Source organism: Nocardia anaemiae NBRC 100462 (assembly GCF_001612725.1).
Classification (GTDB): Bacteria; Actinomycetota; Actinomycetes; order Mycobacteriales; family Mycobacteriaceae; genus Nocardia; species Nocardia anaemiae.
Genome location: NZ_BDAZ01000040.1, coordinates 43427 through 57615 on the forward strand (window position 1 = coordinate 43427; position 14189 = coordinate 57615).

The window sequence follows — 14189 nt, forward strand, 5'->3', positions numbered from 1 at the left end:
CCACCACTTCCTCGAACGGAGGCAATCTCACGTTCTGTAGACGTCGGGGACGCGGAAAACGTGAGATTCCCCGGTCGGACTCACGCTGACTCCGGGGCGCGCGACAAGCCGCTGGCACGCAGCACCCGGCGGTCGATGGCGGCGCGGATCGAGTCGTCGGTGCCGATGATGCGCACGTGGCGACGGGCGCGGGTGATGGCGGTATACAGCAGTTCCCTGGTGAGCAGGGTGGATTCGGGTTCGGGCAGCACGACCGAGACGGTGTCGTACTGGCTGCCCTGACTGCGGTGGATGGTCATGGCGAAGACGGTGACCACGGCCGGAAATTGCGTCGGATGCACCAGATAGGGCTCGCTGCCGCGCTGCAGGGCCGCGCGCAGTGAACCATCGGGCATCCGCACGATGACACCGGTATCGCCGTTGTAGATGCGCGCCTCATGGTCATTGGCGGTGACCAGCAGGGGCTGACCCGGATACCACGGCGCCTGGTGCGATTCCGGCCCCGCGCCACCGGCCGCGGCCCATTCACCGGCCATACGGTCCCAGCGTTCGACGCCGAAGGGACCTTGGCGGTGCGCGCACAGCAGGCGGTGGGATTCGAGGGCGGTCAGTGCGGCCGCGGCATCGCCGTCGATGGCCGCCGCGGTGACCTCGCGGGCGGCGCGCACGACGTCGGCGCGAACAGCTGCGGTGTCCTCGGGGGTGCAGAGCGAGAGTTCCGCGCCGCCCGCCCGCAGCAGTGCGAGTGCGGTGTCGGCGTCACCGGCGCGGACCGCGACGGCGAGTTCGGCGATCTTGCCGCCGAAGCGGCGGCCACGGGTCAGTCGGACGATGCCGCCGCGCAAGCGCATTCGTTCGAGATCGGTCAGTGCCTCCGGATTACCGTCGGCCGCAACCGATTCCGTGCCGAGCACCTGTTCGAGAACCGGATTCGGTTCGCCGACAACCGGTCCGGCGACGAGATCAGCGAGTACCGCACCGGCATCGACCGAGGCGAGCTGATCCGGATCGCCGACGAGCACCAGGCGGGTATCCGGGCGCAGTGCGGCCAGCAGGCTGCTCATCATGGTCAGCGACACCATGGAGGTTTCGTCGACCACGATCACGTCATAGGGCAGTCGGTTGAATTCGTGATACCGGAACCGGGTCGCCCGGCCGCGCTGCCAGCCGAGCAGCCGATGCAGCGTGGCGGCGGTGAGCTCCGGCAGCGCGAGCGATCGGGCCTGTTCGCGCACGGCTTCCTGCAGCCGTGCGGCCGCCTTTCCGGTGGGTGCGGCCATGGCGATGCGCAGTGCGGGCAACTTCGGATGCGCCTGCTGGTGGGCGTCGAGCAGGGCCAGGATGCGGGCGATGGTATGGGTCTTGCCGGTACCCGGCCCGCCCGCCACCACCGTGGTCCAGTGCGTCGCGGCGAGTGCGGCGGCGATCCGCTGGCGGTCGGGGGCGGCACCGACCGGGGCGTCGAAGAGCCGGTCGAGTTCGCGGCGCACGATGGCCGGATCCACCTTCGGATGATGTCCGGAGCGCTCGGTGAGCACCCGGCGGATGGTCTGCTCCTGCTGGTAGTAGCGGTCCAGATAGAGCAACGGTCCCGTGGCCTGCACGTCGACCAGACGCAGCGGCTGCAAGGGACCGGCTGGTCCTCCGCACACCAGCGGGCTGACCCGCAGCGCGGCGACCACCGCATCGATATCCGGCCACGGCAACGTCGCCGGGTCGATGCCCGCGCCCGCATCCCAGGTTTCATCGGCATCGATGCCGATCTCGCGCATGCGGTTCAGTTCCAGGCAGACCGAACCAGACCGCACCGCCCGCACCGCGAGGGCCGCCGCGAACAGCACCGCTTCCGAGGATTCGCGGCCCATGCGGCCCAATCGAAGGGCGACGTGCACGTCGGCGGCGGAGAGCACACCCGCCTCGTTGAACACGCGCAGCAGCCCGGTTCCCCGCTGCGCCAACTGAATCGACGTCATCGGGCCGCCTCTCCCGCCAGCAGGTCCGACAGGGCGGCGATGAGCGCGGCCGGTGGATTCCAGTCGAAAACACCACAGCCCGACGGTGTTTCGGGACCGATCATGCCGCGCACGAACAGGTAGCGGGCACCACCGAGGTGACGCGCCGGATCGTAACCGGGCAGCCGCCAGCGCAGGTAGCGGTGCAGGGCGACCGCGTATAGCAGAGCCTGCAGCGGGTAGTGCGAGCGCAGCATTTCGGCGGCCATGCGGTCGTGGGTGTAATGATCGACGGTGAGATCGCCGGTGCCGAGGCGATTGGTCTTGTAGTCGACGATGACGAATCGTGGTTGCGCGCCCGGATTTTCGATAATGCGCAGTACCGCGTCGATACTTCCGGTGAGGTAGCCGCGCAGTGGGGTGTCGTCCAGGGACGCGAGTTGGTCGGCATAGCTGGCCAAAGAATCGTCGGCCGGAAGATGGGTGCGCAGCAGATCGGCGATCCGGCGCAGCGTGACCGTATGCGCACCGGGGATGTCACCACCGGCGAGCGGGAGCTCGAAATCGAGTTCGTTGAGCCGGTCGCGTGTGGAAATGTCGGCGAGACAACCGAATCCGAGTGGCGTATGCAGCACGGCGAGTAGGGCGGTGCCGAGTACCACCGGATCGGCCTCGGCCATCAGCTCTTCGGTGGCGGCGCGGCAGCGGGTGTGCACCTCGGTGGCCAGATCGGTTGCGTCGGTATCGATTCGTTCGAGGACGCCGTGCACCAGAGTGCCGAATTCGGCGCCGTACGGTAGCGCGTTCATCAGGGACGGGGCCGAATCGGAGATTGCGGGTTCGGCTTCGGCGAGAAGCGGGGTACCGGGCTCATCGGATGGGCCGCGGTCGTCCTCGGGCTCGGCCTCCGGAATCGCGGCATCGTGCGCACCTGCCGTCAGTGCCGAATAGGAGGTGCGCCGCCACTGCAGGTCCATGGTGCGGGCGAAGTGCGCCGCGGCGATGGCTCCGGTCGGCAATTCGGTGCGCACGCGGCGGATCTCGACGGTATCGGTGTGCTCGACGCCTTCCACCGAAATGGCCTCCGGCGCACCGGCCGCCCACGCCGAAAGCATCGATACCGCAACGGCGTCCGCCGGTACCGCCGCCTTGCTCGGCACCAGATCCCCGCCGTCCGGGCGGCCGAGGACCATCCGGTGCAACGGCGCGTTGGCAGTGGTGATCGCGGGTGCCCACCAGGCGACGATCTGACACATCGCGCGGGTGAGTGCGACGTACAGCAGGCGCAGCTCCTCGCCCGCCTCCTCGGTTTCACTGCGCAGCTTGCGCTCGCCGTAACCGGACGCGTCCTGACCGCCGACATCGAGTACCCGAGCGCCGTCATCGGTGTGGAAAAGCAGAGTCTGCGGATAGGGGTTCTTCGCGTTGTCCCATGCGAAAGGCAAGTAGACGAGGGGGAATTCGAGCCCCTTGCTGGCATGCACGGTGGCGATCTGCACGGCCGCGGCATCGCGGTCGAGGCGACGGCTGCGGTCGGCGACCGACCCGGAGGCGGGATCGCGCACCCGATCGGCAAGCCAGCGGGTCAGCGCGGTGAGGCCGAGACCTTCGGTCAGCGCGACCTGATCCAGCAGTTGCGCGATATGTCGCAGATCGGTCAGTTCGCGTTCGCCGTTCTCGATCGAGAGCAGCCGCTGAGCCAGATTCGCTTCGGCGGAGATCTTTTCGAAGACCGCGGCGAAACCAGCGCGGGCGAACAGCCTGGCCGCTTCCCGCAGCTGAGCCGAGATGCGACCGACCAGATCCGCACCGCCACTATCGATTTCGACCGCGGTCACGCCGAGCAGCGGTGTGCAGGCGGCAAGACGGACACGATCGGATCGATGCGGCTGTTCGAGCGCGCGCAGCAACCAGAGCCAATCCGTCGCACTGCTGGTGGCGAAGACGCTGGTGCCACCGGCGAGTACCGAGGCGACCCCGACCCGATCCAAAGCGGTTCGCACCACATCGATTTGGGATCGGGTCCGCACCAGTACCGCGATATCACCGGGCCCGATCGGCCGCGACCCGGTCTTCGCCTCGAACAGCACACCGGATTCGAGCAGCCGCACGATATCCGCCGCGAGATCTTCGGCGACCTTCGACCGCATGCGCCCGACCGCCGGGAATCCCGATTTGTTCAACGGTCCGGCTCCGGTGCGCGGCAAACACCGCATCCGCAGCGGCGTCGTCAGGTCCTGCGGGCCGGACAGCCGCGACCAGCCGCGGGTCGCGCTGACCGGATAGACCGTGATCTCCTTGTGCCCCAACGCCGCACCGCCCTGCAGATGATCCAGCGCCGCGAGCAGGCCCGCATCGCTGCGCCAGTTGTCGGTGAGCTCCTTGCGGGTATCGGCGTGTGCGACGGCATCGAGATAGCTCAGTACCTCCGCGCCGCGGAAGGCGTAGATCGCCTGCTTCGGATCCCCGACCAGCACCAGCGTCGAATGACCGTGAAAGGCCAGCCGCAAAATGTCCCACTGCAGTGGATCGGTGTCCTGGAATTCGTCGACCAGGGCAACCCGGTACCGGTCCCGGATGCGGCGACAGGCCCGCGGCCCGTGCTCGGGATCGGCGAGCACATCGTGCAGCAGCACCAGCAGATCGTCGAAATCACGCAGTCCGGCAAGGCGTTTGCGGCGCTCGGCTTCCGTGCGCACCGCGGCAGCGAAGGCGACCCGCTCCCCCGCCGGTCCGTCCCCCTTCGGCACCAATACGGCGTGCCGATCCTGCACCGCCGCCAGCGCCAGCGTATGCGCCTCCTTCAGCGAAAACGGTGGCTCCGCACGGGCATACCGATTCAGGTACAGGTCATCGGCGACCGTGCCGATCAGATCATCGATCGTCTCGACCAACCGCGACCCGGGATCGTGTTCACCGGCCAAACCGAGCTCATCGAGCATGCGCTGGCAGAAACTGTGCGTCGTCGCGATGGTCCCGGCATCGAAATCCGAAAGCGCGGTGAGCAATCGGCGACGCCGCCGCAGCACCTCGGCCGAATCCGCCTGCGCGACCAACCGAATCAGTTCGTCGGCGTTGGCCCGAGCCGTCTCCGGATCGGCCAGTGCCGCCGCCACCGCGACGAACCGATCCCGCGTCCGTTCCCGCAGTTCCTGTGTGGCGGCCCGACTGAACGTCACCAGCAACAGCTGCGAAATATCGATGCCGATTTCGGCGACATACCGCACCGCCAACCCGACGATCGCATGCGTCTTACCGGTACCGGCACTCGCCTCGAGCACGGTCGTTCCGGTCGGCAGCGGCCCGTTCGGATCGAATCGGTCGGCGTCCAGCGAGGGCGCGGCGAATGCGGTGTCCTCGATGGTCATCCCCGCCCCTCTCCGTGCCCGGCCGATCCGGTGCTCGCGCTGCGTATCAGCAAGATCTTCCCTCGCCGACCGATACCTCCACCGTCCACCCGACACCCGCCTGGATGCGGGAGGCGCGCCGCGCTGGTTATCCCCCTCGACGTATCCGCGGCACTCACGGCTGGCCCTGATTCTCGGCGGCCAACAGCGGTGCCCACATCCGACGAGCCAGGGATCCGAAGCGGGTGGTTTCCCCGGGCTCACCCGCGGGCGCGGGGGCGGCCATGAGGTGTTCCAGGCGAGGAGCAGGCCCCCAGATGTAGCGGAGGTGACGGTCGGTGTGGTCACCGAACGGCCCGGGACCGTTCGGCCCGCCATTGAATTCGCGTTCGGCGGCGCTCACCGCTTCGTCGGCATTCGAGCCGCGGAAGCGACGTTCGGCGTAAACGGCGGTAGCGGTGGGGGCGATCGGCAGGGGTTCCCTCAGACCGGCATCACGCAGCCGCACCAGCTCACGCAGGATGGACAGCGCGGCAGGCGGTTCCGGCGCCATGAGCTCGGAACGCCATGCGGGACGGCCGAATTGGCCGCGACCAGTGGTCACCGCGCGCCACGAGCGATCCTCGGTGACCGCCAAGGCCAGCAACGAAACCCACGCGGCGATACGGTGTTTCGGTGCGAGCCGAGAGAACGTGGTGCGAACCAGGGATTCGCCGCGCACCTCGGGCACCGTGCCGGTGAGCCGAAGGCCATTACCCAGATCCACCGCGATATCGACCGCGCGCGGCACACCCTCGTACTCCGGCAGCGCCGCCCGCACCAGCTTATCCACCGTCGACTCCACCTCGTCGAGTACCGCACCGCCGAATCCGAACGGCGGCAATGTCCCACGCCGCCACTCCGCCGCGCGCAGCGTCGAAGGATCCGCACCGGTGAGCCGCGCGGACAACAGTCGTTCGCCCAGCTCCCATTTGGCGAGGCCGTCGAGTTCGATGGGCAGCCGGTCGGCGATGTCGTCTTCGTGTTCGGGGACGCGCAGTCCGAGGCGCTGCCAGAGGAATGCCCGTACCGGGTGTTCGACGAACGAAATCAGGTCGGCCAGTGCGACATCCGCGGGTTCGAGCGCGGGCAGCGGTTCGGGCAGGAACGCCGGGCGTGGCTGTGCGGGTTGTCCGGCGGCCTGCGCTCCGGCGAATGCGACGGTGTCGAAGCTGAACGGGCGCTCGGCCGCGAAATTGCGACGGTCGAAGCCCTGCAACGGATGTCGGGTCACCACCGCGTCCATACCTGCCGCGCCGACGTGCGCGCGCAGTGCGTCGAGCAGTTCGGCGACCGGGATGGCGGGTGGGCGGTGCGCGCCGGTCACCGGGTCGGCTCCGGTGTGGAAGATCAGCAATTGCTCCGTGGCGGCGAGCACCGCGTCCAACAGCAGCTGGCGATCCTCGCTGCGCGCATCCCGTTCGCCGAGCAGCGGATTGCGTGCGAGCACATCGTCACCGTCCACGCCGCTGGTGCGCGGGAAGACGTCGTCGTCGAGGCCGAGCAACACCACCACGCGATGCGGCACCGAACGCATCGGCACCATCGTGCACACGGTCAGCTCACCGGTCCGGAAATTCGCTCTGGTCGGTCCTGCCGCGAGCCGACTCGACAGCAGCACACCGACATCCGCCAGCCGCAATGGCACATCACCGGCGTGTTCGGTGGCGGCGGCCAGCTCACGGCGGGCCTCGGTGCGCACCCACGCCTGACTGTCGGGCACATCGGTGAGCAGTTCGAGGCAGCGTCCGAGCACCGCCGCCCACTGCTGCGCCGGACGCGGTCCGCGCAGGCCACGCAGGCAAACCGCGAGCCGGTCGATGAATTCCGCGAACCGGCCCGCCAGATCGACATCATTGCTGTCCACATCGTCAAGTGGCAGCGCGAGATCCAGCCAGTCATCGGAGGATTCATCCGCGGTGACGCCGAGCAGAATGCGGTCCACCGCGCTATTGAGCGTGTTCTGCGCGAAGTCGGCCAGCCCGAATGCCTGCCGCTGGCGTTGCCCGATACCCCAGCGCGCACCGGATTCGGCCGCCCATTCGCGCAACCGCTCGATATCGTCGTCATCGAAACCGCAACGGCGACGGACGGTTTCGGACGCCGCAAGATCCAGCACCTGAGTTACCGTCACCCGACCGTCGGCGAGTTCGAGCAATACCGCGATCACCGCGAGCATCGGATTGGTCACCGCGCGCCCCCGATCGGCGAGCCGCACCCGCAGCAGATGCGCCGGATGCGCCGAATCGGCCACCGACTCGACCGATCCCACCATCTTCTGCCCGAAGGCCGCCCGCACCAGGGGCGCGTACGCCTCCACCTCGGGACACATGATCAACACATCCCGCGGTTCCAGCGTGTGATCGGCCGCGAACAGGCCGAGCAGACATTCGCGCAGCACCTCGACCTGTCGTGCCGGTCCATGACACGAATGCACCTGCACGGTCCGGTCATCGAAGCTCGCGGGTTCGGGCGGCCACACATCGTCCCGAATCCCGGACTGCACGGCAGTCAACAGTGTCGCGGCCGAATCGCCCTGCCCGCCAACATCATTCGTCTCGATGGCCGCATGATGCAGGTCCACGGCATCGACCAGCCGCTGCTGGAGCTCGCGCACATCCCTACCGAGCCCCGCAAGCAACGGATGCCGCATCACCGTCGCGCTGACATCATCGGCCCGCGCCACGGCGGCGGGCAGCTCCCTCAGCTTCGTCCACATCGCCGGACTCGGATGCGCGAGCCACAGATGTACCTCCCGCCGCTGCGCCAGCGCCGATAGCACCGCGAGTTGATCGCTGGGCAAGCGCGTCACCCCGAACAATGACAAACGCGCTGGCAGATCCACCAGATCCGGCTCATCCCGCAATCGCGCACAGGCCGCGTCCAACCGCTCGGCCGGACTCGGCGCCCCGATCTCGGCCCGCAACCGCCGCCACAATTCCGGTTGCCAGAGCAGATCATCCGGCACCGCACGCCCGGCGCCGTCGTTATCCGAACCCGCCGCCCACTCCTTGATCAGCTCAGGGCGCTGCGCCGCATAGCTGTCGAACAGCCCCGCCAGATGCGCGGCAGTCGCATACCGCCGACCGACCCGATGCCCGGCGGGCTCCCCGACCCCGAGATGCCGCGCGAGCACCGCACTCCACGGCTCGCGCAGCGACGCGTCGATCACCCGCAGCAACGTCCACACGACCTGCTCCGACGCCCACGGATCCGCCTCGGGCGGCACCCCACTCGCCGCCGCCGATACTTCGGCGACCAACGCACCCGGAGACGGGAATTCGATATTCGCGGCAACACCGTCCGAACGCCCCGACACGCCGAGCACGGTCGACAGCCGCTGCGTCAACCAGCGCTCGACACCCTTCGCGGGCACCGCGACAACCTCGGTCGCGAAGGGGTCCGGCAACGGTTCGGCAAGCAGTGCGGCCAACGCCTCCGCCAACGCATCGGCGCGCTCGGCACGATGGATGTGCAGCGGCATCTGCGCCCTCTCGTCGGTTGGTCCGGTATGTCCGCGCTGCGCGTCAAGTCGGCTATCCGCACGGCTCGGCGCCTCCGCACGTTTATACGCCCAGCGACCAGCACGCAACCTCCCGACCCCTTTCCCGCGGGAGTGAAATAAGCCACACGCGAACGATTTACTTCGTCGTGTCACGTCGGATCGCGGCCGTCGATGTGCAACAGTGCTCAACCGGGGAGGAACGGGATAGCTGCACGAAAGGCTGGTTCGCGTTCATGATGGCGATGGTGATTCCCCTGATGCCGAGAGGCGGATTCACGGTCCGCCGGGTCGGTGACAGATGGGAGCTGGTCAACTCGCGCTCCTACGGTCGCACCGTCGTCCTACACTCCTGGCCGCGCGATCAGCATGCCGAGGCCTTCGCCCACTGCTACCGCCTCAACGGTCGCACCGTCGAAGAATTGCACGCCGCATTCCGCTAGGCGAAAAACGCTGCGGTACAAGCGCGCAACGCCACCTACCACAGCGTCGCGCAGAGCTCAAGACGTGCGTCCGGCCCGCCGATGTGCGATCGTGTTGCCTCGTGCGTCACGCCTCCGTCTCTGTCCTCGCCGCTGCGGCGATCCTGGTCCCCACTACCACCGCGCTGATTCCGTCCGCGTTAGCGGCGCCGCCTGCCCATACGCAGGGCTGCATGGCCGGTTTCGATTGCGATATGAGCAGCCGAATCGCCGCTGTCGACGCGTATTTGAAGAATCGGCCCGGTGTGACCGGCTATGTGGTCCGCGATCGAGTCAGCGGTGGGGTGTACGCGAACGAGAATGCGGAGAACTCGGTCTGGACCGCCTCCACCATCAAGCTGGCCATCGCCGCCGATCTGCTCAACCGCGCGCGAGCGGGAGTGATCGGTCTGAGTCCGGAGGACCGCGGACTGATGGAATCGATGCTCGCCACCTCCAATGACCAGGCCGCCGACATCCTCTGGAACAAGTACGCGGGCCTGGATCGGATGGCCTATAACAACGCCTTCCGCGCCAGCGGCATGGTGAATCTGGTTCCGCAGCCGACGAATACCGCGATGTTCCCGGACTGGTCGTTCCAGAAGTGCACCCCCGCCGATCTGGATCGGCTGATGGACTCGATCTTCAACAATATGCACCCCGACGACCGGAACTACCTGTTCGACCGGATGCGCGCGGTCGACAGCAACCAGCACTGGGGCGTGTGGGGCGCGGGCGCCGCCATGCGGCCCGGCCTCAAGAACGGCTGGTCCGAGGAGCAGGGCGGCTGGGTGGTGAACTCGGTCGGCTTCGCCGGACCCGGCGAACGCTACACCCTCGCCATCATGAGCTCGCTCGGCGGCGACGGCGGCTACACCGAAGGCGCCGCGACCGACACCAAGGTCGCCGAACTGCTTTTCAGCGGCCGCTGAGCTGATCCTTATCGAGCGACCCGCAAGGATTCGCTACGGCGCAACGATACGGGCGCACCATCCCGGGGGAACGGAATTGTCGTGAATCCCCACGGCATTCGATAATCCCCCGGGAGCTCCCACTCGTAATCGCGCACCAGTGCGGCGATTATCGTCTTCACCTCGAATGTTCCGAAGTGCATCCCGATGCACTTGTGCGCACCCGCGCCGAAGGGCACCCACGCGAGTCGATGCGATTTGTCCTCGCGCCGGGCTTCGCCGAAGCGTTCCGGATCGAATAGCTCCGGCCGGGTCCACAGCTCCGGCAGGAAATGATTGACCGTATACGCGCAGTCGATCGGCGTGCCCGCCGGAATGTAGTGCCCGAGGATTTCGGTGTCGCGTACCGCCCGCCGCGGCAGTCCGGGCACCGGCGGCAGCAAGCGCAAACTCTCCTTGAGCACCAGATCCAGTTCGCGCATCCGGTCCAGATCGGCGATTGTCGGTGCGGCGCCGCCGATTTCGGCATCGACCGCACGCACCTCCGCGCGCACCCGCCGCTGCCATTCGGGATGTTTGCCGAGGTAGTAGGCCACAGCGGTGGCCGTGGTCGTGGTGGTGTCGTGCGCGGCCATGATCAGGAAGATCATGTGGTTGACCACATCCGCGTCACCGAATTCGGCGCCGTCCTCGGTGCGGGCATGACACAGTCCGGAAAAGAAGTCCGCCGACTCGGTCCGGCGCTTGTGCGGCAGCATGTCGGTGAAGTACTGCTCGAGCACCTTGCGCCCGCGCAGCCCGGCCCGCCAATTGCCGCCGGGCACCGGATGTCGAATAACCGACAGCCCGGCATGAGTGCAATCGATGAACGCATCGATGAGCTTGCGGCGCTGCTCCCCGACATCGACGGCCATGAAGGTCTCGCCCGCGATCTCCAGGGTCAATTCCTTGATCGTCGGGTAGAGGCGGATGGTGCCGCCGTTGCGCGGTACCCACCGTTCGACGGCGGCCCGCGCCACCGGCGCCAATGTCGCCAGATGCGCCTCCAGCCGTTCCCTGGTGAAGGCCTGCTGCATGATCCGGCGATGGAACATGTGTTCGTCGAATTCCAGTAGCAACAGTCCGCGCCGGAAGAACGGACCGATGAAGTAGTCCCAGCCCTGGCCGAAATCGCGACGCCGCTTGCCGAGCACCTCATCGATCGCCTCCGGACCGCAGACCAGCACCCGATCCAGGCCCAGCGACGAATTCAGCGATACCGGACCGTAGCGGCGATACCGCTGCATCATTTCGGCCGGGCCCCAGCGCAGGTAGTGCAGTCCGCGGCCGAAATACGGAAGTCCGGCATCGCCCGTCACCGCGGTCGCGGTGCTGCCGCGCGGCGGTGAGGCCAGCACATGCGGACGCTCGGGAACTCGGCGCAGCAGCCGATCGATCAGGTGGTCGTCCGGGATGTCGATGAGCGAGACATTCTCGGATTCGGGCCGCACGCTGGGCTTTCCATTCCCGCTGCGGATGTGTCCGACACGACCCCCGCCGACCATGAGAAACCTCCCTGAAGGACAGGATCTATCGTATTCTCTTTTTCACATTCGTTCGCTCGAAAAGAATCGGCACATCAGCAACCGGGATCTCGCCGTGACGGCCAGGACAGCGCCGACTACCGTAAGTCGGGTCAACAGCGTTCGAGGGGCCGCACCCCAGGTTTGAGGAGCACCGACGATGAGCACTCAGTCTGTCGAGGAGAACCATCGCCACCGGGTGGTGGTGATCGGCTCCGGATTCGGCGGCTTGTTCGGTACCAAGCACCTCAAGCATGCCGACGTCGACGTCACCTTGATCTCCAAGACCTCCACCCACCTGTTCCAGCCGCTGCTCTACCAGGTCGCCACCGGCATCCTGTCGGTCGGCGAGATCGCCCCCGCGACCCGGCTGGTGCTGCGCAAGCAGAAGAACGCCCAGGTGCTGCTCGGCGATGTCATCGATATCGACCTCGAGCACAAGACCGTCACCTCGCAACTGCTCAACCAGAACACCGTCACCCCCTTCGACAGCTTGATCGTGGCGACCGGCGCGCAGCAGTCCTACTTCGGTAACGACCAGTTCGCCACCTACGCGCCCGGCATGAAGACCATCGACGACGCGCTGGAGCTACGCGCGCGCATCCTCGGCTCATTCGAAGGGGCCGAACTGGCCACTACCCAGGAAGTGCGGGACCGGCTGCTCACCTTCGTGGTCATCGGCGCCGGACCGACCGGTGTCGAATTGGCCGGTCAGATCGCCGAACTGGCCGATCGCACCCTGGAGGGCACCTTCCACAACATCGATCCGCGCGATGCCAGGGTGATCCTGGTCGAGGGCGCGGGTGCGGTACTCGGCCCGATGGGTCCGAAGCTGGGCGGCAAGGCCAAGCGGCGGCTGGAGAAGATGGGCGTGGAGATCCAGCTCAACGCCATGGTCACCAATGTCGACGCACACGGTGTCACGGTGAAGGATGCCGACGGCACGGTGCGCCGCATCGAATCCTCGTGCAAGGTGTGGTCGGCCGGTGTGCAGGCCAGCCCGCTGGGCAAGATGCTCGCCGAACGCTCCGACGGCACCGAAACCGACCGCGCCGGGCGGGTGATCGTCGAGCCCGATCTGACCCTCAAGGGCCACCCGAACGTCTTCGTGGTCGGCGACCTGATGTCGGTACCGAATGTGCCCGGTCAGGCTCAGGGCGCGATCCAGGGTGCGACCTACGCGGCCAAGCAGATCAAGGCCGGGCTGAAAGGCCAAGCGCCGCAGGACCGCAAGCCGTTCAAGTACTTCAACAAGGGCAGTATGGCGACGGTGTCGCGGTTCAGCGCCGTCTGCCAGGTCGGCAAGCTGGAGTTCGGCGGATTCATCGCCTGGCTGGCCTGGCTCGCCTTGCACCTGTACTACCTGGTCGGCTATCGCAGCCGGATCATCACCGTCATCCAGTGGTTCGTGACCTTCCTCGGCCGCACCCGCGGCCAGATGGCGGCCACCGAGCAGTGGGTCTTCGCCCGGCTCGCGGTGGAGGCGGTGCAGGCCGATCAGCAGGACGCCGACGAACTCGCGGCCGCGCTGGGTGCGCCGCCCGCGGAGAACGGGAAGGCCGCGCTCGCCGATAAGGCGGCCGACCGCAAGGTGGGCTAGCCGTCCGGTCGGCTAATCACTAGCAATATCTCCGCCTGATAAATTCTCCACCCATCCGAGCGCGCCTCGAATCCGAATGTGGGATGACATTTCTCCGGATGAAAGGCGATGTATGGGGACAGGCAAGCACAGAGCTCCTAACCCGCAGCGGCAGAAGATGGGGACGATGGTCGCGGCGGGTGCAGTACCGATCGTTCTGGCGCTGGTGGGAACCGGCACCGCGAATGCCGAGCCCGCACAGTCGAATACGGTGACGCAGGAGCAGAAGCCGCAATGGCCCGCGGCCGACGCCCCGAACGCGATGCCGTACGAGGGTCTGAACATCCCGGACAACACCAAGAGTTCACTGCAGTGGTCGCGTCCCGCGCCGGATAAGAAGTACCTCGCGCCCGTCGGTGTGCTGCACTCGCCCGGCCCGGTGGCTCCGGTACCGCCGATCGCCCCGCCACCCGGCAAGTTCCGCTTCGGTGACGTCACCGTCGACGCACCGGATTGGATCAACCAGGAGCAGGCAATCCAGATCAACGACAACTCGGCGATGGCCGAGGCCAGCCTGGCGACATTCCTCGATTCGATCGGCATGGAGCGCAGCCGCTCGGACCGGATCGCCGGACAGACCATCGGCACCGCCGCGATGGGTGCGATGGCGGGGGCGGGCGCAGCGATCCCTATCACGGCAAGCTCCGCGCTGGTCGGCGGTGCGCTGGGACTGGTCATCGGACTACCGCTCGTGCCTATCGGGCTCGTCGCGGGTCCGGCACTCGGGGCGGCGGTCGGTGCGGCCGTGATCACGGTCCCCGCGGCCGCCATCGGGG

Annotated in this window: 8 protein-coding genes; 4 read left to right on the forward strand and 4 right to left on the reverse strand. The window is 67.3% G+C overall.

Features of this window, described 5'->3' with window-relative positions; translation table 11 throughout:
- Positions 1 to 80 precede the first annotated feature (80 nt).
- From recD to recC, 3 genes are all read right to left on the reverse strand, one after another.
- On the reverse strand, positions 81 to 1973 hold the full coding sequence (gene recD / locus NA5_RS23060) for an exodeoxyribonuclease V subunit alpha (protein ID WP_062989380.1): 1893 nt from the start codon (positions 1971 to 1973) through the stop codon (positions 81 to 83).
- Positions 1970 to 5320 carry a UvrD-helicase domain-containing protein gene (locus NA5_RS23065; protein ID WP_062989382.1) on the reverse strand — a complete coding sequence of 1117 codons (3351 nt, stop codon included), beginning with the start codon at positions 5318 to 5320 and terminating at the stop codon, positions 1970 to 1972. Before NA5_RS23065 ends, recD begins: the two co-directional genes overlap by 4 nt.
- Positions 5321 to 5474: 154 nt before the next feature.
- A complete protein-coding gene (gene recC, locus NA5_RS23070; RefSeq protein ID WP_062989384.1) occupies positions 5475 to 8822 on the reverse strand; it encodes an exodeoxyribonuclease V subunit gamma in 3348 nt (1115 codons plus the stop codon).
- A gap of 278 nt (positions 8823 to 9100) precedes the next feature.
- Here recC and NA5_RS23075 point away from each other — a divergent pair, with 278 nt between their 5' ends.
- Entirely contained in the window at positions 9101 to 9283 is a 183-nt protein-coding gene (locus NA5_RS23075) for a hypothetical protein (protein WP_245672347.1), read from the forward strand.
- Positions 9284 to 9384: 101 nt separating this feature from the next.
- Positions 9385 to 10233: a serine hydrolase gene (locus NA5_RS23080; RefSeq protein WP_245672348.1), complete on the forward strand. Its 849-nt coding sequence runs from the start codon at positions 9385 to 9387 to the stop codon at positions 10231 to 10233.
- Positions 10234 to 10241: 8 nt separating this feature from the next.
- Here the strand turns inward: NA5_RS23080 and NA5_RS23085 are convergent, their stop codons facing one another.
- Entirely contained in the window at positions 10242 to 11702 is a 1461-nt protein-coding gene (locus NA5_RS23085) for a cytochrome P450 (RefSeq protein WP_245672349.1), read from the reverse strand.
- Positions 11703 to 11934: 232 nt separating this feature from the next.
- Between NA5_RS23085 and NA5_RS23090 the strand changes: the two genes are divergently transcribed.
- On the forward strand, positions 11935 to 13374 hold the full coding sequence (locus NA5_RS23090; protein WP_062989390.1) for an NAD(P)/FAD-dependent oxidoreductase: 1440 nt from the start codon (positions 11935 to 11937) through the stop codon (positions 13372 to 13374).
- A gap of 166 nt (positions 13375 to 13540) precedes the next feature.
- The coding region (locus NA5_RS23095) for a hypothetical protein (RefSeq protein WP_062989392.1) at positions 13541 to 14189 on the forward strand (649 nt) is incomplete at its 3' end.

Excerpts from the sequence above, each read along its gene's own strand:
- recD (WP_062989380.1), bottom strand. The coding sequence starts at position 1,973 with ATGACGTCGATTCAGTTGGCGCAGCGGGGAACCGGGCTGCTGCGCGTG.
- NA5_RS23065 (WP_062989382.1), bottom strand. The coding sequence starts at position 5,320 with ATGACCATCGAGGACACCGCATTCGCCGCGCCCTCGCTGGACGCCGAC.
- recC (WP_062989384.1), bottom strand. The coding sequence starts at position 8,822 with ATGCCGCTGCACATCCATCGTGCCGAGCGCGCCGATGCGTTGGCGGAG.
- NA5_RS23075 (WP_245672347.1), top strand. The coding sequence starts at position 9,101 with ATGCCGAGAGGCGGATTCACGGTCCGCCGGGTCGGTGACAGATGGGAG.
- NA5_RS23090 (WP_062989390.1), top strand. The coding sequence starts at position 11,935 with ATGAGCACTCAGTCTGTCGAGGAGAACCATCGCCACCGGGTGGTGGTG.